At 30.6% G+C, this 24,649-nt stretch carries 21 protein-coding genes; 10 read left to right on the top strand and 11 right to left on the bottom strand.

Annotated elements, in window-relative coordinates; genetic code table 11:
• Positions 1-5 precede the first annotated feature (5 nt).
• From VJY32_RS06900 to VJY32_RS06880, 5 genes are read left to right on the top strand one after another with little or no spacing between them, the layout of a single operon-like run.
• Positions 6-1,940 (top strand): sodium:solute symporter family protein, encoded by a 1,935-nt coding sequence (locus VJY32_RS06900; RefSeq protein WP_353677173.1) that lies wholly within the window; start codon positions 6-8, stop codon positions 1,938-1,940.
• Between the two features lie 15 nt (positions 1,941-1,955).
• On the top strand, positions 1,956-4,454 hold the full coding sequence (locus VJY32_RS06895; protein WP_353677172.1) for a carboxylesterase family protein: 2,499 nt from the start codon (positions 1,956-1,958) through the stop codon (positions 4,452-4,454).
• Between the two features lie 7 nt (positions 4,455-4,461).
• The gene (locus VJY32_RS06890) at positions 4,462-7,404 is read left to right on the top strand and encodes a GH92 family glycosyl hydrolase (protein ID WP_353677171.1); all 2,943 of its coding nucleotides are present in this window, start codon (positions 4,462-4,464) and stop codon (positions 7,402-7,404) included.
• Positions 7,405-7,422: 18 nt separating this feature from the next.
• Positions 7,423-8,604 (top strand): ROK family protein, encoded by a 1,182-nt coding sequence (locus VJY32_RS06885; RefSeq protein ID WP_353677170.1) that lies wholly within the window; start codon positions 7,423-7,425, stop codon positions 8,602-8,604.
• Between the two features lie 58 nt (positions 8,605-8,662).
• Positions 8,663-10,558, top strand: coding sequence for a sodium:solute symporter family protein (locus tag VJY32_RS06880; RefSeq protein ID WP_353677169.1), 1,896 nt, complete (start codon positions 8,663-8,665; stop codon positions 10,556-10,558).
• Positions 10,559-10,629: 71 nt separating this feature from the next.
• Here the strand turns inward: VJY32_RS06880 and VJY32_RS06875 are convergent, their stop codons facing one another.
• Genes VJY32_RS06875 through VJY32_RS06825 form a run of 11 tightly spaced genes read right to left on the bottom strand, consistent with a single transcriptional unit; the run spans position 10,630 to position 20,914 of the window.
• Positions 10,630-12,144 (bottom strand): NADH-quinone oxidoreductase subunit N, encoded by a 1,515-nt coding sequence (locus tag VJY32_RS06875; RefSeq protein ID WP_353677168.1) that lies wholly within the window; start codon positions 12,142-12,144, stop codon positions 10,630-10,632.
• 30 nt (positions 12,145-12,174) lie between these two features.
• Positions 12,175-13,752: a complex I subunit 4 family protein gene (locus VJY32_RS06870; RefSeq protein ID WP_353677167.1), complete on the bottom strand. Its 1,578-nt coding sequence runs from the start codon at positions 13,750-13,752 to the stop codon at positions 12,175-12,177.
• Between the two features lie 53 nt (positions 13,753-13,805).
• Positions 13,806-15,890 (bottom strand): NADH-quinone oxidoreductase subunit L, encoded by a 2,085-nt coding sequence (nuoL, locus tag VJY32_RS06865; protein WP_353677166.1) that lies wholly within the window; start codon positions 15,888-15,890, stop codon positions 13,806-13,808.
• Between the two features lie 4 nt (positions 15,891-15,894).
• Positions 15,895-16,209: an NADH-quinone oxidoreductase subunit NuoK gene (gene nuoK / locus VJY32_RS06860; RefSeq protein WP_353677165.1), complete on the bottom strand. Its 315-nt coding sequence runs from the start codon at positions 16,207-16,209 to the stop codon at positions 15,895-15,897.
• Between the two features lie 17 nt (positions 16,210-16,226).
• Positions 16,227-16,733 carry an NADH-quinone oxidoreductase subunit J family protein gene (locus tag VJY32_RS06855; protein ID WP_353677164.1) on the bottom strand — a complete coding sequence of 169 codons (507 nt, stop codon included), beginning with the start codon at positions 16,731-16,733 and terminating at the stop codon, positions 16,227-16,229.
• 14 nt (positions 16,734-16,747) lie between these two features.
• Positions 16,748-17,281, bottom strand: coding sequence for a NuoI/complex I 23 kDa subunit family protein (locus VJY32_RS06850; RefSeq protein WP_353677163.1), 534 nt, complete (start codon positions 17,279-17,281; stop codon positions 16,748-16,750).
• Positions 17,282-17,283: 2 nt separating this feature from the next.
• A complete protein-coding gene (gene nuoH / locus VJY32_RS06845; protein ID WP_353677162.1) occupies positions 17,284-18,351 on the bottom strand; it encodes an NADH-quinone oxidoreductase subunit NuoH in 1,068 nt (355 codons plus the stop codon).
• Complete coding sequence (locus VJY32_RS06840; protein ID WP_353677161.1) at positions 18,351-19,466, bottom strand: NADH-quinone oxidoreductase subunit D; 1,116 nt, start codon at positions 19,464-19,466, stop codon at positions 18,351-18,353. Before VJY32_RS06840 ends, nuoH begins: the two co-directional genes overlap by 1 nt.
• Before the next feature lie 12 nt (positions 19,467-19,478).
• Positions 19,479-20,009, bottom strand: coding sequence for an NADH-quinone oxidoreductase subunit C (locus tag VJY32_RS06835; RefSeq protein WP_353677160.1), 531 nt, complete (start codon positions 20,007-20,009; stop codon positions 19,479-19,481).
• Positions 20,006-20,497 (bottom strand): NADH-quinone oxidoreductase subunit B, encoded by a 492-nt coding sequence (locus tag VJY32_RS06830; RefSeq protein WP_353677159.1) that lies wholly within the window; start codon positions 20,495-20,497, stop codon positions 20,006-20,008. Before VJY32_RS06830 ends, VJY32_RS06835 begins: the two co-directional genes overlap by 4 nt.
• Positions 20,498-20,500: 3 nt before the next feature.
• Positions 20,501-20,914, bottom strand: a complete 414-nt coding sequence (locus VJY32_RS06825) for an NADH-quinone oxidoreductase subunit A (RefSeq protein ID WP_353677158.1) — start codon at positions 20,912-20,914, stop codon at positions 20,501-20,503.
• A 201-nt stretch (positions 20,915-21,115) separates the two neighbouring features.
• Here VJY32_RS06825 and VJY32_RS06820 point away from each other — a divergent pair, with 201 nt between their 5' ends.
• From VJY32_RS06820 to VJY32_RS06800, 5 genes are all read left to right on the top strand, one after another.
• A complete protein-coding gene (locus VJY32_RS06820; RefSeq protein ID WP_353677157.1) occupies positions 21,116-21,937 on the top strand; it encodes an SPOR domain-containing protein in 822 nt (273 codons plus the stop codon).
• A gap of 12 nt (positions 21,938-21,949) precedes the next feature.
• Positions 21,950-22,336, top strand: a complete 387-nt coding sequence (gene msrB / locus VJY32_RS06815) for a peptide-methionine (R)-S-oxide reductase MsrB (RefSeq protein WP_353677156.1) — start codon at positions 21,950-21,952, stop codon at positions 22,334-22,336.
• A gap of 195 nt (positions 22,337-22,531) precedes the next feature.
• Positions 22,532-23,596, top strand: coding sequence for a putative outer membrane beta-barrel protein (locus VJY32_RS06810; RefSeq protein ID WP_353677155.1), 1,065 nt, complete (start codon positions 22,532-22,534; stop codon positions 23,594-23,596).
• Between the two features lie 22 nt (positions 23,597-23,618).
• On the top strand, positions 23,619-24,137 hold the full coding sequence (locus tag VJY32_RS06805; RefSeq protein ID WP_353677154.1) for an FMN-binding protein: 519 nt from the start codon (positions 23,619-23,621) through the stop codon (positions 24,135-24,137).
• Positions 24,134-24,628 (top strand): Aq_1264-related membrane protein, encoded by a 495-nt coding sequence (locus tag VJY32_RS06800; protein ID WP_353677153.1) that lies wholly within the window; start codon positions 24,134-24,136, stop codon positions 24,626-24,628. Before VJY32_RS06805 ends, VJY32_RS06800 begins: the two co-directional genes overlap by 4 nt.
• Positions 24,629-24,649: the final 21 nt, after the last annotated feature.

Here is a 24,649-nt window from a genome sequence, read left to right as displayed (position 1 = left end):
TGTTTATGAATATTACATTTTTAGAAATAGTTATTGTAGCACTTTTTTTAAGTATTCTATTTTATGGAGTATATCTCGGAAAGAGATATTTACAAAGTGTTGCAGATTTTTTGTCTGCGGGCAGGTCTGCAGGAAGATATATGATTACAGTTTCTCAAGGAATGGCAGCTATTGGTGCTATTACAATTGTAGGACAGTGGGAAATGAATTATGTAGCTGGTTTTTGTTTGCGTTGGTGGGAATTTTTTATGGCAGTTGTGTTATTAATAATAACAGTAACAGGTTGGGTCATTTATCGCTTCAGGCAAACTCGAGCTCTTACTGTTGCTCAATTTCTTGAAATGCGATACAGCAGAAATTTTAGAATTTTTGCTGGTATTTTAGCTTTTGTATCTGGTTTGCTGAATTTTGGTATATTTCCTGCAGTTAGTGCAAGATTTATAATTTATTACTGCGGACTACCTTTATCTGTTAATATATTAGGAATTGATATTTCTACTTTCCCGCTTGTTATGATAGGATTTTTATCCATTTCGTTATACTTTGTATTTGCAGGTGGACAAATTTCTATTATTATTACTGAGTTTATTCAAGGGGTTTTATCTAATCTTACTTTTCTTGCTATAATTGCTTTTTGCCTCATTATTGTAAGCTGGAATCAAATTTTTGAAGCTGTAAGTACCGTCCCGGAAAACGCTTCTTTAATTAATCCTTACAAAACAAGTGAAGTGCCGGATTTTAATTTCTGGTATTTCTTAATTAATGTTGTTGGTGTCATTTATGGGAAGATGTCTTGGCAAGGTTCACAAGGATTTTATTCATCAGCTAAAAGTGCGCACGAAGCTAAAATGGGAGAAGTTTTAGGTAATTTAAGAGATATTCCAAAATGGCTTTTCCTTGTCTTCATACCTGTTATTGCCTTCACAATTTTACATCATGTTAATTTTCAATCAGTTACTGATAATGTTAATCAAACATTATCTACAATTAATAATGAAGCTGTAAGAAATCAATTAAGAGTTCCACTTGTTCTCTCAGAAATACTTCCTGTTTATTTAAGAGGAGCCTTACTTGCTGTTATGATAATGGCTACAATAGGCACTCATAGCTCTTATATGCATTCATGGGGAAGTATTTTTATTCAAGATGTATTAATGCCCTTTAGAAAAAAATCATTTGCACCTGAACAACACTTAAAAATGTTAAGATATGCTATTCTCGGTGTATGCATTTTTATTTTCTTATTTAGTTTAGTTTTCCCAATGACAGAATATATATTTCTATATTTTGCTATCACAGCTGCAATTTTTGTAGGTGGCTCAGGTGCTGTTATTATTGGAGGACTTTATTGGAAACGTGGTACTACTGCTGCAGCCTGGTGTGCATTGATAATAGGTTCTATTACAGCCGTAACTGGAATAATTTTACAGCAAATTTATCCTAACTTCCCGATAAATGGACAATACTTTTGGGCAATCGCAATGGGTTTATCCTCATTAACTTATATACTTGTCTCTCTACTTGGAAAGAAAAATGAATTTAATATGGATAAAATGCTTCATCGTGGTAAGTATGCAATAAAAGAGGAAACAATCATTGTTAACGAAGTCCCTCTGAAAGGATGGAGAATGCTTGGTATTGGAAAAGAATTTACTAAAGGTGATAAAATTATTTATATAATTTCATATGTATGGACTTTCATCTGGGTTGCAGTTTTTATAGTCGGTACTATTCTAAATTTTGTTAATGACGTTCCAGATTCTGCTTGGATGACATTCTGGAGATATTATGTTCTAATTAACCTGATAGTTTCATTTATGATTATCGTCTGGTTTTCTATTGGTGGACTTAAAGATTTTAAGGATATGTTGAATCGATTGAAAAATATGGTAAGAGACCATCATGATGATGGAACAGTACGATCAGATTTTAAAAATTAAAATAAAGGGAACATTATGAAAGCTAAATTTAGCAAGGTATTTCTTTTCTTAATTGTTTTTTTTGTGAATTCACTTACAAGCGCATCCGATACTTTAGTAATTAAGAAAGGATTAATGATTAAACTGCCATTTTCAAGAAGTAATGTTATTACCCCAAATCCAATTACATCACAAATTGAATTGGGTAAATGGAAAACTCCACAAGTAGGGGATGAAATCAAAATTAAAGATAATGAATCATATAAATGGCAGGAAATTATAGCAGATAACTCAGGTTGGTTTAAAAATGAAGCTCTCAGAAATGCATTTATATTCTTAGAATATAATTCAGACAAAGAACAAATAGTTTTGCTTGAAGCTATGGGTCACGAAAATGTATATGTAAATGGTGTTATTCGTTCTGGAAATCCTTATCGCTTTAAAGATACATATGAAGATTGGGAACCCAGATTTGATTATTCTTTAATTCCTATTCAACTTCATAAAGGGAAAAATGAATTTTTATTTGAGTGCAACCGAGGAGTATTAAAAGCAAAATTACATTTTAATAATCCTGAATTAATTTTTAATGAATATGATTTAACTTTACCTGATATTTTGATTAATGAACCAGTTAATCTTTATGGGGCTATTCCTATAATAAATGCATCAGAAAAATTTTATAAAAATTTGTCAATTAAAATTAGTTCACAAAACTCTAACCCTGTTTATACTTCCATAAAAATTATTAACCCACTATCAATCTATAAAGCACCTTTTCAAATTGTATTACCTCCTCAAAATCAAAAAGGTGAAATAGAATTAAAATTATATTTGGTTGAAAAACAAAATGACAATGAAAAAGTTTTAGCTGAAACAAAAATTAAATTAAGAGTATTGTTGCCTGAAGATACTCATAAAGAAACTTTCATAAGTAAGCTTGATGGGAGTGTTCAATATTATGCAGTTAATCCCCCGGAAAATTTGAAATCAAAACCAGCTTTATTTTTAAGTTTACATGGCGCCGGTGTTGAAGCTATTAATCAGGCAAATTCTTATGGACATAAAAATTGGGGGTATATAGTAGCTCCAACTAATCGCAGACCTTATGGATTCAACTGGGAAAATTGGGGTAGAATTGATGCTCTCGAAGTTTTAGATATTGCAATGAAAAAATTTAACATTGATGAAAATAGAGTATATTTAACCGGTCACTCAATGGGTGGACATGGCACATGGCACCTTGGAATTAATTATCCGGATAAATTTGCTGCAATTGGTCCAAGTGCAGGATGGATAAGCATTTGGTCATATAGAATTAGAAGTTTGGTTGACACTACAAAAGTTAAAGAAATGCTATTAAGATCAGCACGTCAAAGCGATACATATAAATTTGCAGAGAATTTAAATCAAAATGGAATTTACATTATTCACGGCGATGCTGATGATAATGTTCCTATTTCACAAGCACAATCAATGGTAGATGTGTTATCGAAATTTCATAAGGATTTTCAATTTCACATTGAAAAAGGAGCAGGTCACTGGTGGGACAATTCTGATGAAAGTGGTGCCAATTGTGTCGACTGGCTTCCAATGTTCGATTTCTTTTCGCGTCATTCTATTCCTTCAAAAGAAAGAGTAAAATCAATTAACTATGTTACATCTAATTTAGCAATATCTTCTAAGAATAATTGGATTGAAATTATTAATCAGAAAGTTCAACAGGACGAAAGCAGAATTGATATAAAACTTGAATTCGGGAAAAGAAAATTTATCGGTACTACAAAAAATATTGAACTATTGGGTTTGGACGTTTCAATGTTACCTAATGATAAAACATTTTCAGTTGAACTTGATAATCAACATATAAAAGACATAAAAGTACCTGAATCAAGAAAAATTTACTTAAAAAATCAGAATAATGAATGGAGGCTTTATGAAGAACCTTCTAAGAAAAATAAAAATCCTGAAAGATGTGGTAATATTCGAGAAGTATTAAATAATGATGTAATTTTTGTTTATGGCACACATGGCAATAAAGAAGAAAATAAGTGGGCATATGAAAAAGCAAGATATGACGCAGAAAAACTATGGTATCAAGGAAATGCTTCAATTGAATTAATTAAAGATGACGATTTCAAATTAGAAGAATATAAGAATAGAAATGTTGTTTTATTTGGAAATGCAAATACTAACTCTGCATGGAAACTTTTATTTGAGGATAGTCCAATTCAAATTATGAATGGTAAACTCAAAATTGGAGACAGGGAATACAAAGGAAAAAATTTTGCTTGTTTGATTATTCGCCCACGAAAAGACAGTGACATTGCAAGTGTTGCTGCAATTTCCGGGACAGGAATTAAAGGTATGAGAATTTCAAATTTTGCTGCATATCATCATCCATATATCAATTTGCCGGATGTTGTTATTTATGATGATAATATTGTAAAATCTGATGATGATGGAGTTAAATTCATTGGATATTTTGGTAATGATTGGAAATTGGAAAGCGGTGAATTCATAAATAAATTTTAGGAATATTATGAATAAAATAAAATTAGTTATAGGCTTTGTCCTAATAATAACGTTAATAACTTTTGCTCAAAATAAACTAACTGATTATGTTAATCCGTTTATTGGCACTGGAGGGCATGGTCATACTTTTCCTGGAGCATCTATGCCCTTTGGAATGGTTCAATTAAGTCCTGATACAGACACTGATGGCTGGGATTGGTGTTCAGGGTATCATTATTCTGATAGTTCAATTATTGGATTCAGTCATACTCATTTAAGTGGAACAGGTTGTGGCGATTACGGAGATATTCTTTTTATGCCAATTACGGGTGAATTAAAAACTCAACCAGGTTCAAAAGAAAATCCAGATTCAGGTTATCGTTCAAGGTTCAAACATAGCAAAGAATTTGCAAAACCCGGCTACTATTCTGTTTTTTTGGAAGATTATAAAATAAAAGTAGAATTAACTGCTTCAGTTCGTGCTGGGTTTCATAAATATACTTTCCCAAAATCAGAAAAATCTTATATACTAATTGACCTTGAACATGGAATTCAGGATAAAGTAATTGATTCTAAAATTGAGATAATCAATAATACTACAATTCAAGGTTATAGAAGGTCAAATGGCTGGGCAAAAGACCATACTGTTTATTTTTATGCTGAATTCTCCAAACCATTTATTTCATACGGAATTGTAAATAATCAAAATATTGATAATGATATAAAAGTAATCAATAGCAAAAATCTAAAAGCATTTTTTGAATACAAAACAAAATCAAATGAAATAATATTTGTTAAAGTTGGTATCTCTCATACAAGTCTTGAAGGAGCAAAGAAAAATTTATTAACCGAAATTCCTCACTGGGATTTTGAAGCTGTAAGAAAAAATGCGGATAATGAGTGGAACAAACAGCTTTCATTAATTTTAGTGGATGATAAAAACGTTACTAAGAAAAAAATTTTTTATACGGCATTATATCATTCATTTTTAAGTCCCAATATTTTTTCAGATGTTGATGGACAATACATAGGGATGGATGGCAAGGTTCATATTGCAAAAGATTTTACAATGTATACAGTATTTTCTTTGTGGGATACTTTTCGTGCTTTGCATCCTTTATTAACAATTATTGATGCAAAAAGAAATGAGGATATGATAAAATCATTAATTGCAAAATATGAAGAAAGTGGTTTGCTTCCTGTTTGGGAATTAGCTTCAAATGAAACCGGCACCATGATTGGTTATCATTCAGTTCCAGTTATTGTTGATGCCTATATGAAAGGAATAAGAAATTTTGATGTAAATAAAGCATATGAAGCAATGAAAAAGAGCTCAATGCAAAATATAAATGGTTTAGATTATTTTAGAGAAATGGGTTATATACCTTCAGACGTTGAACATGAAAGTGTGTCTAAGACACTTGAATATGCTTATGATGATTGGTGTATTGCTCAAATGGCTAAACAATTGGGGAAAGAGGAAGATTATAAATACTATCTTGAAAGATCAAAATATTATTTAAACTTATTTGACCCCTCAACAAACTTTTTTAGACCAAAGAAAAATGGGAAATGGATAGAACCATTTGACCCATACATGGTTAGCAGAGATTTTACTGAAGCAAACGCATGGCAATATTGTTTCTTTGTACCCCATGATATAAGTAATTTAATAAGTGTAATGGGTGGTTATGATTCATTTGAGAAAAAACTGGATGACCTCTTTAGCGCAGAAACTAAATTATATGGGAAATATCAGCCGGATATATCAGGTTTGATTGGTCAATATGCACATGGAAATGAACCAAGTCACCACATAGCTTATCTATATAATTTTGTTGGCAAACCATGGAAAACTCAAAGAATTGTTCATAAAATTTTAAATTCATTTTATACTGACAAACCTGATGGATTAATAGGTAATGAAGATTGTGGGCAAATGTCTGCCTGGTATATTTTTAGTTCACTTGGTTTTTATCCAGTATGTCCAGGTGATAATAATTATATAATTGGTACTCCGAATTTTAAGAAAGTAAGAATAAAAGTTAGTGATGAAAAATATTTTACAATAACAGCAAAAAATTTAACCGATGAAAATTACTATATTCGTAAAGTTTTTTTAAATAATAGTAATTATTTTTATTCATACATAAAACATGCAGATATTATTAACGGTGGGGACATTATATTTGAAATGAATTCCAAACCTACAGATTGGGCTTCGAATAAAAATTACTGTCCAGTTACTTCTGTTGATTATGATTATCTGATTATACCATATTTATCAAGTGGCAATAAAATTTTCAGAGACTCAACAGTTGTAAATTTAGCAACAATAGATAACAGTGAAATTTATTATTCGTTGGATAATTCCAATCCTGAATCAAATGGATTGATGTTTAATAAACCAATAACAATTAAAAATTCTATCACTCTAAAATTTGTTAGTTATAGAAATAAAAAATTTAGTAAAACTGTAACCAGTTCATTTTATAAAATTCCGGATAATTGGGAAATAAAATACAATACAGAATTTAGTCCTTCATATACTGGAGGTGGGCATTGGGGATTAATTGATGGAATTAAAGGAACAGAAAATTTTAATTCTGATGCATGGCAGGGTTATGAAGGGGTAGATTTAGATGTCGTGATAGACTTAGGTAAAATTATGGATGTTAGTTATATCAATTCATCATATTTACAAAAAGTAGGTTCGTGGATATTTTTTCCATCGAAAGTGGAATACTATATTTCAGATGAAGGAAGTAAATTTTCGAAGATTTATGAGTTAAGGATCAATAATGATGAACAAAATATCAATGATGGAATTAAAAATGTAGAAGCAAAATTTGAAAAAGTAAAAATTAGGTTTATTCGCGTTTACGCAAAAAATATTGGTATTTGTCCCCCATGGCATATTGGAGCTGGCAAAAAAGCATGGCTTTTTATTGATGAAATAATTATAAAATAAATTTATTGAAGGTGTAAAATGAGAAGCAGGAAATTACTTTCACTTCATGCGAGGGTTGTGAAAGATATCAATGAACAACTAGTTCTGAAATTAATTCAAGAACATGATATTATTGCTAGTTCTGATTTAACAAAAATTACAGGAATGAGACCTTCAACAATTTTTAATATTCTTAACAGTTTATCAGCCAAATCCTTTGTTACATTTTACGGTAAAGGAGATTCCACAGTAAAAGGCGGTAAGAAACCATATTTATGGACATTAAATAAAGATGCTGCTTATGTTATTGGACTTGATATTGAAGTGGGAGAAATGTTTCTTGTAATCCTGAACTTTAAAGGTGATGTTGTATCAAAGAAAACAATCAGACAGCAAACCGGGAATACTGTAGATGAATTAGCTAATAATATTATAGATGCTGTAAATAAAATTATTCAAGAAAATAATCTGGAACATCAGAAAATATTAGGATTGGGAATAGCCTTTGCAGGTATTGTAGATTGTTATAATGGTGTTGTGATGATGTCGAGTATTTTACCAGAATTAAATTTCAATTTACTCGAACGATTGAAACAATTTCCTTTCCCGATTCAAATAGAAAACAATGCGAATGCAGTTGCAATAGGTTATAAGCTCAAAAATAGTAAACAAACTAAAAGAAATTATCTTGTTGTGTTAATTGAGATTGACCAGAATGTAAGTGGACTCGGGATTGGGATTGTGATTAATGGAGAATTGTATAGAGGTTCCTCTTTTTGTGCAGGGGAACTTTATCCTCATTTACCAACATTGCGCGAATTTCTTACAACATATAAAAGTAGATTTGTAGAGGGAGAATATTTAAAGAATTATATTACTTCAATAGATGATATTAATATTGAATTTCTTGTTCAGGCAGCAAAACAAGGAGATAAAATTGCTAATCTTATTTTTTCTAAAATCGGAAGTATTATTGGACAGACTATTGCTCCAGCTGTAGCTTTACTAAATCCAGATTCCTTAATTCTGACCGGCGTAATTTCAGAATTAGAAGATGTAATAATAGAAGCTGTACGAAAAGAAATAGAAATGAGAGTAATACCAATTACTAATGACTCACTTGATATTATTGTAGATAATTATCATCAATATTCTGTAGCAGTTGGCGCAGCAGCGTTAATATTAGAAAATTTCTTTAAAGTTGGTGTTGTTAAACAATAGAAATAATTTTCTAATAAATTCACACTCTTATACACCTTAACTTCTTTAGAGGTCGATAATGGCACATCTAAACTTCTACGATTTTGCAATTATTATTTTTTATTTCATTGTAGTTTTTTTAATTGCATTTTATTATTCGAAAAAAGCAGGGCAATCAACTTCAAATTTCTTTTTATCAGGCAGAAATTTGCCATGGTATATTGCTGGAACTGCTATGGTTGCCACAACTTTTGCTGCGGATACTCCATTGGCTGTTACAGAACTTGTTGCAAAAAATGGAATCTCCGGAAACTGGTTATGGTGGAATATGGCTATAGGAAGTATGCTAACAGTTTTTTTCTTTGCAAGATTGTGGCGACGTGCAGGTATAATGACTGATTTGGAATTTATAGAATTAAGATATTCAGGTAAAGCAGCTTCATTCTTAAGAGGATTCAGAGCAATTTATTTAGGTTTGTTCATGAATGCCATTGTTCTTGGATGGGTAAATAAAGCTATGGAAAAAATATTTAGTGTTGTATTTCCAGATTATAATGCTTTTACATTGGTTATAATTTGTGCTTTTATTATTGCTGTTTATACATCTGCTTCTGGATTACTAGGAACTTCAAGAACAGATAGTTTTCAATTTATTTTTGCAATGGCTGGTTGTATCATTCTTGCTGTTATTGTAATTAATTTGCCCGAAGTTAATGGATTAAAAGGATTGGTAAAAAATCTTTCACCACAAACTTTATCATTTCTTCCAAGAATAGAAAATTTAAATATCAGTCAAATGCAAACAAATGTTCTTTCAATTTCATTATGGTCTTTTTTGGCATATGTTGGTTTGCAATGGTGGTCAAGCTGGTATCCTGGAGCTGACCCGGGAGGCGGGGGATATATTGCTCAAAGAATGATGTCTGCAAAAAATGAGAAACACAGTCTACTTGCAACTCTCTGGTTCACAATAGCTCATTATGCAATTAGACCCTGGCCGTGGATTTTAGTTGCTTTAGCAGCATTAATTATATTACCTCATTCTCAAAGTTTAGATTCATTAAAAAAAGAAAATCCAGCCTTATTTAATAAATGCGAAGAAGTTTTTAATAATAAACAACTTCTTAATTCAGATGATATTATTATTCGTTCAAATGAATTCAAGGAATTTTATGATAAATATGAAAATACTGTAGACCCTGGAATAATGTATCCAAAGTTAATGGTAAGATATTTACCAAATGGTTTGCTTGGACTTCTAATTGCTGTTTTTTTAGCAGCTTATATGTCAACAGTAGCTTCTCAATTAAACTGGGGTACTTCTTATATTATCAATGATTTCTATAGAAGATTCATTAATAAAAATGCTGATGAGAAACATTATGTAATAGTCTCGAGAATTGGAATAATTTTAATGACAATATTTTCATTAATTCTTACAAAATATTTTTTAACTACTATATCAGGTGCGTGGATTTTTATTTTAAATACAAGTGCAGGTCTGGGGGGAGTACTAATTTTACGCTGGTATTGGTGGAGAATAAATGCATGGTCCGAAATTTCTGCTATGATTGCTCCAGTTATTATTTATCCTTTCGCAGTTTATGTGTTGCATCTGGAATCACCATTAACACTTTATCCAATTGTACTGGGAACAACATTAGTCTGGATAATAGTAACTTATCTTACAAAACCTGTTGATGAAAATAAACTAATTGAATTTAATAATAAAATTCAATCAGGTGGTATAGGCTGGAAAAAATTTTCTAAAAGTAACCCGGCAAAAATTTTTATTTATTTATTCATTAATTGGTTTTTAGGAATTATCTTGGTTTACTCCTTTTTGTTTGGTATAGGTGAATTAATTTTTACTGAGTATGTAAAAGGCATAGTATTATTAATATTAAGTATTGTATCACTTATTGTGATTTTAATTAATCTAAAGAAAATTGGATTTGAAAAAATTATTAAGTGAAGTTATTAACAATGATTTATTCCTTTATCATTAAGAATTAGATTACAATGTTTATTCTTTGATAAAGATTCTTATAAGCCGAGAATTATTAAGCACGACTTTGCAAAATTGATGACTGGTGAAAAGTAAACTCCAAAAAACACTACAGCAAAAGCTAATATAGATACTAATAATTTATTTCCAGTTGACGGAATAATTACAGGTGTATTTTCATCAGCTTTTACCAAATACATGTGTTTTAATACTCGAATGTAATAATAGAGCGAAACAACTGTATTAAGAAGTGCAATTACTGCCACAGCAATCATTTTAGCATCTACAAGAGCAATGAAAAGATACAACTTACCGATAAATCCTACCGTTGGTGGAATACCTGTCAATGAAACGAGAAAGATTGCTAAGGAAACTGAGATTAGAGGTGATGTATATCCAAGTCCATTATAATCATCAATTTCTTCGGAACCAATTTGATTTGAAATAAGCATTACTACAAAAAATGCACCAAGATTCATTATTAAATAGAATACAAAATAAATTAATATTGCCATCAATCCTTGATTTGAAAAAACAACCAGACCAAGTAAAATATATCCAGCATGAGCTATACTTGAATAAGCAAGCATTCTTTTTAGATTATCCTGCCAAAGAGCTGAAAAATTTCCAAGTGTCATAGTTAAAATAGAAATTACGATTAATACAGATTTCCAGTCGAATACATCAATTAAGTTCCAGAAGCCATCTGAATTTACAAACGATACAAATGTTGTCTTTATAAATCTAATTAAGAGTGCAAAACCTGCAGCTTTGCTTGCAATTGAAAGATATGCTGTAATTGTAATTGGAGCACCTTCATAAACATCTGGTGTCCAGAAATGAAATGGTGCTGAAGAAATTTTATAACCAATTCCTGCAAAAATTAAAATTACTGCAAATGAGAGTGTGAATAAATTGATATTGGGAGCTTGAATTAACGAATTTATGATGTAAAGATTTGTACTTCCTGTAAGTCCATAAATCAAAGAAATTCCAAATAGCATTAATCCAGATGATACAGCTCCATAAATTAAATATTTTAATGCAGCTTCACTGTTTCTATCTCTTAATTTGATGAAACCTGCAAGAACATAAGATGAGAGAGAAAGTAATTCCATTGAGAGGTAAATTAAAATTAAGTCGGAAGCAGAAATCATGAAGAACATTCCAATCATCATCCCATAAATCAAAGCATAATATTCACCAATTCTATCTTGAGTATTTTTAATTTCTAATGAAGAATATGAAAAAAATACAACAAGAAGTGATGATATTACAACTATAACTTTAAAGAATGAACCAAATGAATCAATTGCAATCATTCCATAATTTCTTAGGGAATTAATTGATTGGCTGAAAGCAAAGCCATTATCATAGAATTGATTTATTAAAATAAGCCCTGTTATAAAAATACCTGTTCCAGCTACGTATGGAATGATTGATTTATTTTTATGAAAAATTAAATCTGATAAAATTAGTATTACAAGAAAAACAGTTAGAACAATTTCCGGTAAAATTAAATTTAGTGATTGAATTAAATTTGTCTGTTCCATTAAAACTTACAATCCATTTTTAATTAAATATTATTGACCATTAAAAAGAAAACTTACAAGTGTATTTACAGATGTATTCATAATATTCAACATTGCAGAAGGATAAACTCCAAGGAAAATTATAATTGCAGAAAGAGGAGCAAACATAGCATATTCTCTAAATTCAAGGTCTTTTAACGAAGCCCATTTTTCATTTAATGGTCCAAAGAAAATTCTTTGTAATGTCCATAGCATATAACCAGCACCTAAGAGAATTCCAAGAGTGGAAATTATTGTAATGATTCTAATATTTGTAACTCCGAATGCACCAACAAAAACAAGAGCTTCTGAAATAAATCCACTTAAACTTGGAAGTCCTATTGCAGCAAAGAAAGCAACTGTGACAAATCCTGTATAAACAGGCATTTGTGCTGCCAATCCACCAAAGTCATTTAAACCTCTTGTATGAGCTCTGTCGTAAATTACACCAACAATTAAGAAGAGCATTGCAGTAATTGTCCCGTGATTAAACATCTGAAAAATAGCACCGGTAATTCCAGTAGAAGATAATGAAGCCATTCCTAACAAAACATAACCCATGTGAGAAACAGAAGAATAAGCAATTAACTTTTTAAAATCTTTTTGAGCTAGAGCTACAAGAGCACCATAAATAATGTTTATCATACCGAATAATGCAATCCACCACATTAATTGTCTGGTAATTTCTGGAAAGATTGGATAACTTATTCTAAGAATTCCATACGTCCCCATCTTTAACAATACGCCAGCAAGAATTACAGAAATTGGAGTTGGCGCTTCAACATGTGCATCAGGCAGCCATGTGTGGAAAGGGAACATTGGAATTTTAATTGCAAATCCAACAAACAATGCTAAATAAGCAATGAATCTTAAGTTATGTGGATTTAATGGTGAAAGAATTCCATCCTGCAAATAATTGTCAGGGTTCATTAATTGAAGCATGTTAAAAGTGAAAACTTTTGTGCCATCACTTAATGTTTCTGTTGCGCTGAAGTACAAACCAATCATTACAAGAAGAATGAAAACGCTTCCAAATAAAGTATAAATAAAGAATTTAATTGCTGCATATTCTTTCCGTGGACCACCCCAAATGCCAATCAAGAAATACATTGGCAAAAGCATTAATTCCCAGAAGATATAGAAAAGGAAGAAATCTAAAGCAACAAAAACTCCCATCATTCCAGTATCAAGTAAAAGGAATAATGCAAAATAACCTTTTATTGATTTTTCAATATTCCATGAAGATATTGTTGCTATAAAAGAAATTATTGCAGTAAGTAAAACCATTGGCATACTAATGCCATCAATACCTAAGAAGTAATCAACTTTTACTGTGCCTAACCAAGATATTCCTGTAATCTCAATCCATCTAAATTTTTCAATGAATTGAAAAGAATTTTCTTCGTAAACTCCTGCAGCTGAGTAATTATAATTTGCTAATAGAATAATTGCTAAAATAACCTGAATAGCTGTGATTATTAAAGTGGTATATTTAATACTATTTTGCTGTTCTTTGGGCAGAATTAAAACAATTATCATTCCCAGAATTGGGAGGAAAGTAATTAAAGAAAGTATCGGAAAACCACTCATATATTCAACCTATTTTTAATTTTTGACAAAGAATTTTATAAATCTACAATTAATCAAAACGGTTTAAAGATTAATAAAAGAATTATTACAGAAAAAACAACAAATACAACATAAGTTTGCACTTTGCCAGTTTGTAATTTTTTAAGAGAAAATCCTACAAATCCACTAAAGAATGCTGAAAAGTTTACCATACCATCAACAACATAAGTATCAAATAATCCGCTCAACTTTGAAAAAGATTTTGTAATCCATGCAGAACCGTTAACAATTCCATCAATAATATTATTATCAAACCATGCTAAAACTTTACTGAAGTTTAGAGTTTGCCCAACTGCAGTTGCATCATATAATTCATCGATATACCATTTATTAAGTGAAAAATTGTAAAGTGGTTTTATTTTTTCTGTTAACTTTTCAATATTAACTTTTTTCCATTGATAAAACATAAATGCCAAAAGAATTCCTAAGCCTGCAACTGTAATCGACAACATCATAGCAGGGTAATGAGCCCAGTGTAATGTTTCTGTGTAAAGAACTGAATGAATTATTTCTCCATGAATATTTTCTTTGTGTGAACTTGATTTCATAAAATCAAATCTTGTAGATGCTGGAGTTACTTGTTCTGGAGTCTTAACCCAATTTTTAAGAAACCAGCCATCGTCTGGAGATAACGGATTTGGAGTATAGAAAATAAAAATTGATAATGCTGCAAGTATAATTAAAGGAGCAATCATTACAAAGGGAGATTCATGAGCATGTTCAAATTTATGATGGTCTCTCGGTTCGCCATGAAAAGTTAATATTAATAATCTGAACATATAGAATGCTGTTAAAGCAGCAACAGTAAATCCAATTGCTGGAATTAACCAATGTCCTGTAAGTTTGCCAAAAGCAAGTGTCCCGGCAAGAATTCCGTCTTTACTAAGAAATCCTGACGTTAATGGAATACCAGAAATTGCTAATGTAGAAATTAGGAATGTAATGTATGTAACAGGCATTTTCTTTCTTAAACCGCCCATGTTGCGAATATCCTGTTCATGATGCATTGAATGGATAACCGAACCCGAGCCAAGAAATAAACATGCTTTAAAGAATGCGTGTGTAACAAGATGAAAAAATGCAAATACATAAGCACCAACACCTAAGGACATAATCATATATCCAAGCTGGGATACAGTTGAATAAGCCAATACTTTTTTAATATCATTTTGTGTAATTGCAATTGTAGCTGCGACAAGAGAAGTAACTGCCCCAATAATTGCAATTACGAGCATTGCATCAGCAGTAAGCATTACAAAAATTCTTGTAACAAGATAAACTCCGGCAGCAACCATTGTAGCTGCATGTATCAATGCGCTGACTGGAGTAGGACCTTCCATAGCATCAGGCAACCAGACATGTAATGGGAATTGAGCAGATTTACCAACAGCACCCATAAACACTAAAATCCCTGCAGCAGTAAGCCATGTTTCGCTTCCAAAAGGCAGATTTCCAATTGATATTTGATGAAATATTGTGTCGAATGTAAAAGTTTTGTAATTGGTAAATAAAATTAAAATTCCGATAAACATGCCGACATCACCGACGCGGTTAACAATAAATGCTTTTTTTGAAGCATCGGCTGCAGATTTTTTTTCAAACCAGAATCCAATTAATAAATATGATGATAATCCAACCAATTCCCAGAAAATATACATCATCAATAAATTATGAGTAAGAACAATTCCAAGCATTGAAAATGTAAATAATCCCAGATAAGCAAAATATCTTGTATACCTTTTATCACCTCGCATGTATTCAATTGAATATAGATGAACCAGAGCACTAATTAGATTTACTACAAAAAGCATTATAGCTGTAATGTTATCAATCTTGATTCCTAATTCAATATTAACGGTTCCGATATCAGGAGCATTATTTAAAATAAACCATGTTAATGATGAAACAATGTCTTTATTGAAATAAGTTAATTTCGAGTAGAGTATAAAAATAGAAATTATGAGAGCAATAAAAAGAATGTATACTTCGAGAAGATATAATTTAGGAAATCTTTTGCCAAAGAAAATTAGAATTGCGAAACCAAGTACAGGTAGAAAAAGATTAATTATTGAAAGTGTAATTAGTAAGTTTTCAGTCATAGAACTATTCTTTTAGTTTATCAATTTCATCAACATTGACATTTGAAAAAGTTTTATAAATATTTAGAACAATTGCTAGAGCAATAGCAGCTTCGGCTGCAGCAAGAATAATTACAAACAAGGCAATAATTTGACCACTAAATCCGAAGTTGCCATATCTTGCAAAAGCGACAAAATTAATATTTGCTGAATTTAGAATTAGTTCGATTCCCATTAGAACCATTACAGCATTTTTTCGTGTAATAATTCCATATATTCCTAATGAGAATAATATTGCACTAATTATTAAAAAATGAGTTAAGCCAACATTAATTGTCATAATTCACAAATTTATTATTAATCAATTTTTTCTTCTTCTTTTCTTGCAATGGAGGCAGCGCCTATTAAAGCAACAAGCAGCAGTACTCCAAGCAATTCAAAAATTAAGATATAGTCGGTTATTAAGAGATTGCCAAGATTTTTTATTGTAGTAATTGGAATTTCAGCTGGCTGAGTTTTCCAGTTAGTCCAAATCATAACAGCCCAGAGAACACCAAGCAATAATCCAACACCAATTGCAGCTGGTAAAAGATGAATTGTTCCTGTTCGAATATCTACACTTGTAATTTTATTTGTAAGCATAACACCAAAAAGAAGTAGAATAAGGATTCCACCTACATAAATCATAATTTGAACAACAGCAAGGAAATCGGCCCCTAATAAAACATAGATTCCTGAAATTCCAAATAAAGTTAACAAAAGACTATAAGCTGAATAAACAATATTTTTTGTTGTTACAACTATAACTGCTGATATTATTGTTATTAATGCAAACAAATAAAAAATTACATCGAAATAAGTCATAATCAATTCTAATTTTATTGTGTTGTTTTTGATGCAGCAGCTTTCTGTGATTCCTTTTCTGCTAAGAATTTTTCATAATTAGCTTTCTTTTCTGCTGCTTCTTCTTCTGTTAGATTAGAAAAATTATATATTAAATTTCTTCTGTCGTATTCAGAAAATTCATAGACATTGGTCATAAAAATACAATCTGTAGGGCAGGGGAATACACAAAGTTGACAATAACAACATTTAGCAAAGTCGATTGTAAATTTTGTTACCCATAAAGCTTTCTTTTTGCCGTTTGATGTAACTCCAAGGTCTTCACCTGGTAAAGATTTTACAGTTTCAATTTCAATACAACTTACAGGACAAGCTCGGGAACATTGGTCGCAGCCGATACAATCATCTATATTTACATATAACCTATTTCTTACCCTTTCTGGTAAAGGAACTTTAACATCGGGATATTGAATTGTAACAGCAGGTGTAAATAAATGTTTGAATGTAATTTTCATTCCAACAAGAACGGTGTAAATAGCCTGCCATGTATTTTTTAAATATTCTTTCATAATCACAATAAAGAAATTATTCCGACAAAAATTAAATTAACAACAGCATAAGGGATTAAATATTTCCAGCAAACAGTCATAAGCTGGTCAACTCTCAAACGTGGTAGAGTCCATCTAAGCCACATTTGAACAAATACAAGAATTAGACCTTTTAGAAGAAACCAGAAGATTTGTTCAAATGGGATTAACCATTTTATGTTTAATAAATTTCCAAGATATCCAAAAGGAGATTGATAACCGCCAAAGAATAAAATTGAAACAACAGCTGAAACAGCAAGCATATTTGCATATTCGGCAAGCATAAACATTCCCCATTTCATTCCTGAATATTCTGTAAAATATCCAGCTACAAGTTCAGATTCTGCTTCTGGGATATCAAAAGGTGTTCTGTTCACTTCGGCTAATGTGCTAATAAACATAATTGAAGCAGCAACAATCATAAATGGAATTAATAAAAATTTTGTTATACCAGGTTCTGGTCCGCCAAAAATATTCCAGTTCCAGAAATAAGCTGTTTGCATTTCACTGATTTTTGTTAAGCTAAAAGTGCCTGTATACATAACCATTGTTAGAACAACAAGTGCAGTAGGAATTTCATAGCTTACAATTTGAGCAGCTGAACGCATAGCACCAAGCAATGAATATTTATTGTTGGAAGCCCAGCCAGCCATTAAAATTCCTGCAACAACTAAAGATGAAATTGCGACTATGTAAAAAAGCCCTACTTCAATTTCACTGCCAATTAATGCACTTGAGAATGGAATTGCCGCATAAGCAGCAAATGACCCAGTAAAAACTAAGACAGGTGCAATGTTAAATAATTTTTTGTCAGCTTCTGCTGCAATTGTATCTTCCTTTTGAATCATCTTAATCATATCTGCAATTGTCTGAAGCCATCCATGCCAGCCCGTTCTCATTGGACCCAATCTGTCCTGCATATGTGCAGAAACTTTTCTTTCGAGCCAGATAGCAAAAAGTGCATAAATTAAGATAATTGTCAGTGGAATTAATGCAACAACAATTGTTGAAATAATTACATCACCAGTAAAATTATATAATAATTGATACATTATCTGTCTACCTCTCCTAAAACTATATCAATACTGCCTAAGATTGCTACTACATCTGCAACGAGATGACCTTTGCAGAGTTCCCCTAATACTTCAAGATTAACAAAAGAAGGAGCTCGAACTTTAACTCTAAACGGATTAGGACTTCCATCGCTGATAATGAAATATCCTAATTCACCTCTTGGATTTTCTACTCTGAAATAAACTGTTCCCTTTGGTGGTTTTATTCTTTTTGGGATTGCAGCATGGACATCACCTTCTGGTATCTGGTCTATTGCCTGTTCGATAATTCTAAGACTTTGTTCCATTTCCTGAACCCGCACATAGTATCTATCCCAGCAATCACCAACAGTTCCCATTAAACCTTTTCCAATAGGAATATCAAAGTCAAATCTATCATAAATAGAATAAGGTTCATTTTTTCTTAAATCGAATGCTAATCCGCTGCCTCTTAAAACTGGTCCTGTAACACCATAATTAATTGCTGTTTCTAATGGTAATACTCCAATATTAGCAGTTCTTTCAATAAAAATTTTATTATAAGATAAAAGATTATTTAGTTCATCAATTGTGGGTCTGAACGATTTTATAAATTCTTTTGTTAATCGAACAAAATCAGGATGAATATCATGGGATAGTCCACCGACCCACATATAATTATAAAGGAGTCGTGCACCGCATGTCATTTCAAAAAGATTTAGAATTTTTTCTCGGTCTCTAAAGCAATATAAAAATGGGGTGAAGGCTCCAATATCTAAACCATATGTTCCAATCGCTACAAGATGTGAAGCAATTCTTTGAAGTTCACCCATTATTACACGAATGTATTCAACTCTTTCTGGAACTTGAATACCCAGCAATTTTTCTACAGCTAAAACGTAACCAAAATTGTTATACATTGATGCTAAATAATCCATTCTATCTGTATAAGGAATAACTTGAGGATAGGTCATTGCTTCGGCATGTTTTTCAAAGCATCTATGTAAATAACCAATGTGTGGTTTTACATTTTTTATTAATTCACCTTCAAGTTCAAGTTCAAGTCTCAACACCCCATGAGTTGATGGATGTTGAGGTCCCATATTTAAAATCATTGTTTCTGTTTTGAGGGCCATAGTCAATTCAAATTAGTAAGGAACCTTCATTCCCTGATAAAATTCGGGATTTTTATAATCTTTTCTTAATGGATAACCAGCTTCCCAGTCATAAGGCATAAGAATTCTTCTTAAATCAGGATGATTTAGAAAGATAATTCCGAACATATCATAAGCTTCTCGTTCATGCCAGTCGGCACATTTCCAAACTGATTCAACAGATTCTACTTGAGGGTTTTCTCTTGGCGTTGATACTTTTAATGTAACCTTATGCTTAAATGGAATCGAATATAAATGATAGTAAACACTTAATGTTCCACCTTTTATGATTTCAGTTCCATCTTCATCTTTTATTTTTTCGCCATTAGCATCATCAACACCGGATAAAACCATTAAGCTGTCAAACTTTAATTCTTCATTATCTCTGAGAAACAAACAAACTTTTTTTATTTCGAATGGATTAATCGAAATTATGGGTTCAGTTGGAAGATCTTTGTCGATTGAAATAATTGCTTCACCAAATTCTTTTTTTAATATCTCAAAAATTTCTTCTGTGCTTTTCATACAGATTTTTTTATTAATGATTCGTTCCTAATTTTTTCCTGCAATTTTAGTAAACCTTCTAATAATGCTTCGGGTCTTGGTGGACAACCTGGCACATATACATCAACAGGAATTACTCTATCAACTCCTTTTAAAACATGATAGCCGTGTTCCCAATAAGGTCCACCACAATTAGCGCAGCTTCCCATTGAAATAATATATTTTGGTTCTGGCATTTGTTCATATAATCTTTTAATACGAAGAGCCATTTTAAGCGTTACAGTGCCGGAAATAATAATTGCATCGGCTTGCCTTGGTGTATTCCGTGGAATAACTCCAAAGCGGTCAAAGTCGTAATGAGAAGCTGAAGTTGCCATCATCTCAATTGCACAACATGCCAGTCCAAATCCAAGCTGCCATATAGAAGAGAGGCGAGCCCAATTAAATAAATCTTCAACTTTAGTAATTACTATATTGCCATCTGAGAATTCTTTATCGAGTAAGCCCATCGATTAAACTTGATTTTTGTTTTTTAATAGTTCATCTAAGATTGGAGGTTTTGGTTGAGGTCTTGCCCATTCCAAATCACCTTTCCTCCACTCATAAGCCATTCCTAAAATTAATAGTAGTAAAAATATTATTCCTGAAAGAAAACCGTAAATTCCATAATCTTTATAAATTAAAGCCCATGGAAAAAGAAGAACAACCTCTACATCAAAAATTAAAAAAATCAAAGCGACAACATAAAAACGAATATTAAACTTAATCCATGGCGAGCCTTCAGGATTTTCGCCGCATTCATAGATTTTTAATTTTTCATGCGTCGGACGATTTGGGCTTATAATTTTTGCTACAAAAAGTGTAATTATTACAAATATTGCAGCAAATATTATGAATATCAGAATTTTACCGAACTCAGTAAGCATTAATCTTCAAAAAATTTGTGCGCAAATTAATACTTCAATGTATGATTGTCAAGAAATCTGAATTTAGTATTCCTTACAGCAAATTTTGGTTAAAAGATAATTGTAATGTTTTTATCATAATTGTCATAACTTTTTTAAATGAATTTTATTTTTACCTGAAATAATTTATTTTACAATTGATTTTTGAGTTAAATATTTTTTATGAAAAAATTTTTTTGTCTTGCTCTGTGTATTTTGATTATAATTTCTCATTTAGTAATTAATGCTCAAATTTTATCCAAAAAATGGGAAAAGGTTATTAGTATTGATGATAAAGAAATTTATCTTGACACTTCAAGCATCAAACAAGAAAAAAATATCTTATCTGCACTTATGATTACTTATTATCAACAACCAAAATTTATAAATGAAATAAATCAAGAAATTATATATGTCAAAACACAAACATTGTTTGATACTGTTTCAAGAAAAGTAAATATTATCGGGAATTTATATTATGATAAAAAGCTTAAAATTGTTGGGGATGCATATAAGCCAATACAAATAGCGAGGGAAAATAACGTATGCTTAATTGATACAAGTAAAATTTTTTCTGCTCTTTATGAAAAATGCATCAATTACATAAAATTTCATAATCAAAATAAACAGGATAAAGTTGATTTGCTTTCTGATATTAAATCAAGCAACATCGAATCAAAAAAATTAAATAGCAGCATTAACGATACAGGAAAAACTATTTCACTAGAACCTGAATTAAATGTAAATGAAGAAAATTATGACTTAGGTGCTGAGAGATTGGTTTATAAAACAATTTTTACAGATGGTAATAAATTTTGTGTTCAAGTATCATCATGGAAAGAAAAATGGAAAGCAGAAAGAGAAGTAAGCAAATTAAGAAATATGGGTCATAATGCATTTATTGTTAAAGTGAATATTCCTGGAAAAGGCATATGGTATAGAGTTAGAATAGGATATTTTTCAACATTAACAGAAGTAGAAGATTATGTAAAAAATATGAAATAGTATGAAGACTTTATGCAAAATTATGATTGGAAAAAAATTTTAACAGAAGAACAATATTATGTCTTAAGACAAAAAGGGACTGAAAAACCTTTTACAGGTAAATACTGGAATTTTTTTGAAGAGGGGGTATACAAATGTGCGGGTTGTGGCCAAACATTATTTGATTCGAAAACAAAATTTAAGTCATTTTGTGGCTGGCCAAGTTTTTATGATGTTATTGATAAAAACAAAATAATTCTCAAAGAGGATAATAGCCATGGTATGAAAAGAATAGAAGTATTATGTAAAAATTGTGAAGGACATTTAGGCCATGTTTTTGATGACGGTCCAGAACCAACAGGACTAAGATATTGCATAAATTCTGCAGCTTTATCTTTCCAACCCAAATCAAATTATTAATATTTTGTCTAAATTTATAAAATCCTATTGAATTAAAAAAAATAATCTCATCATTTCATAAAATTTTTAAAAAAATTTAGTAGAAGACAGATTAATGCTTGATTTAATATGAAATCTAATTTATATTTAGTCTAAATAAATTCATGTATTTTTTAGTTACTAATTTATTATTCCATAAAATAAATAGGAGGAAAAATGCAAAAGTTAAGATTTACTTTATTCATAATGTTCTTATTTCAAATTATTCTTCTTTCTCAAAATGGAGTGTATGACTTTAATGCTGTTGTTCATGGGTATGGTGAATTGCACTATAATCATGAAAAAACGGATAAAAAGCCTTTGAAACAAATTCTTGATTTTCATCGATTTGTTACTTTTATAGGATTTTCATGGAATGATAAATGGTCTTTTCATTCTGAAATAGAATTAGAACATAATTATGTTGAAGGTGGGGAAGGTGAAATAGAATTAGAACAGGCTTATGTTAATTATCATTATACTGATTGGCTTGGATTTCAAGCTGGGGTTGTTCTTCCTTCTGTTGGCTTAATCAATGAAATTCATGAACCACCATTATTTTTTGGTGTTGAACGTCCAGATTATAATACAAGAATAATTCCTACAACCTGGTTTGGTAACGGGATTGCATTTTATGGCAAAATAAATTCTTTCGATTATAAACTAACGATAATGGAAGGATTAAATAGTGATAAATTTAGTGAATCAAATGCTATCAGGGATGGCAGAAGAAAAGGCTATAAGGCAGATGCGAAAAATCCCCTTTACAATTTAAGAGTAGATTATTTGGGTTTTCCAAATTTGAAAATTGGAGGTTCATTTACCTATAATAAAGCATCAGGCGATACTTCAACAAATAAAATTTATTTATATGAACTTCATGGCAGATATCAAACTAATAATTTAGATGTTATTGCAGAATACGGAAACATTGATTATGAAAAGTATAATCTAAAACGATCAACAGGTTTTTACCTGGATATAGGTTATAATATTGCAAGCTTTTTTAATTGGGATACAAAAGTAATTCCTTTCATTCGTTATTCTGATTACAATACTGCTGCAAAAACAAATTTAGGCGGGGATTCAGAAAAAAGAAATCATTTTACTTACTGGATGGTAGGGTTGTCAGTAAAACCTATTGACCAAATTGTTTTCAAATTGGATTATGGTATACGAAAAAGAGAGCTTAACAACGAAAAAACTACTCTATTTAATCTTGGTGTTGGTTATATGTTTTAATAATTCATTCTATGGTTAATCTATGAAAACTGTTCTATTAATTTTATTGTTATTAGTACAAGTTGACTTAAAAGAAAATGCTGAAAAAATAATATCAAGTTATTTTAATAAAAATATTAAAATGGTATTTCAGAAATTTGAATTGCCAATAGAAATAAAAACAAAAATAGAAAAAGAATGTAATCAAAGATTTTTTAATAAATATATTTATTTATGGAAGATTTTTGACGACGGTAAATTGATTGGTATTGCAATGCTTGATAATGTGCTTGGTAAATCATTACCTATTACTTTCATTGTAATATTTGATAGTGAAGGTAGGATTTTAACAGCTGAGATAGTTAAATATAGAGAATCTTATGGGAATGCTGTTCAGGAGAAAAGCTGGTTAAATCAATTTAACGGGAAAGATGTAAATCATCAATTCAAAGTTGGTAAAGATGTAAGCAGTATTAGTGGTGCTACAATTTCTGCAAATTCAGTAACAACAGGAATAAAAAAGCTGAGTATTCTTTTTTCACTCATTAAAGATACATTATGAATATCACCTTAAAATCTTTAAATAGTTCATTAAAAAAATTCATTGCTGTTTATACTATAGTAATTTCTATAGGAGTAGGAACTGGGTTGGCTTTTTTAAACCATACAACTTCTTTTTCACCAAAAGGTACAATTGAAAGATTTAATGGTGATAAAAAGAGCATAGATTCTGACTTTGAAGTTCCAGAAAATTATCCTAAGCCAATCTCGGAATTGTTAATTACAACACATAATCATATTCTGGGATTGGCTTTTATATTCTTTTCTATTGGACTGATATTTTATTTTAATTCGATAATTAACGGCAGGTTGAAATTATTTATTATGACTGAACCATTAGTATCAATAATAATTTCTTTTGGTTCAATATGGCTAATGAGATTTGTTGAAGAAAAATTTGTTTATCTAGCGGTTATATCTGCATCGATAATGTATCTATCATTTTATTTTATGGCATTTATTTCACTTTATGAATTGATTTTCAAAAGATAAATTTTGTTAGGGAAGATTAAT

The organism is Rosettibacter primus (assembly GCF_036860675.1).
Lineage (GTDB): Bacteria > Bacteroidota > Ignavibacteria > Ignavibacteriales > Melioribacteraceae > Rosettibacter > Rosettibacter primus.
This window is presented reverse-complemented; position numbering and strand designations above follow the sequence as displayed.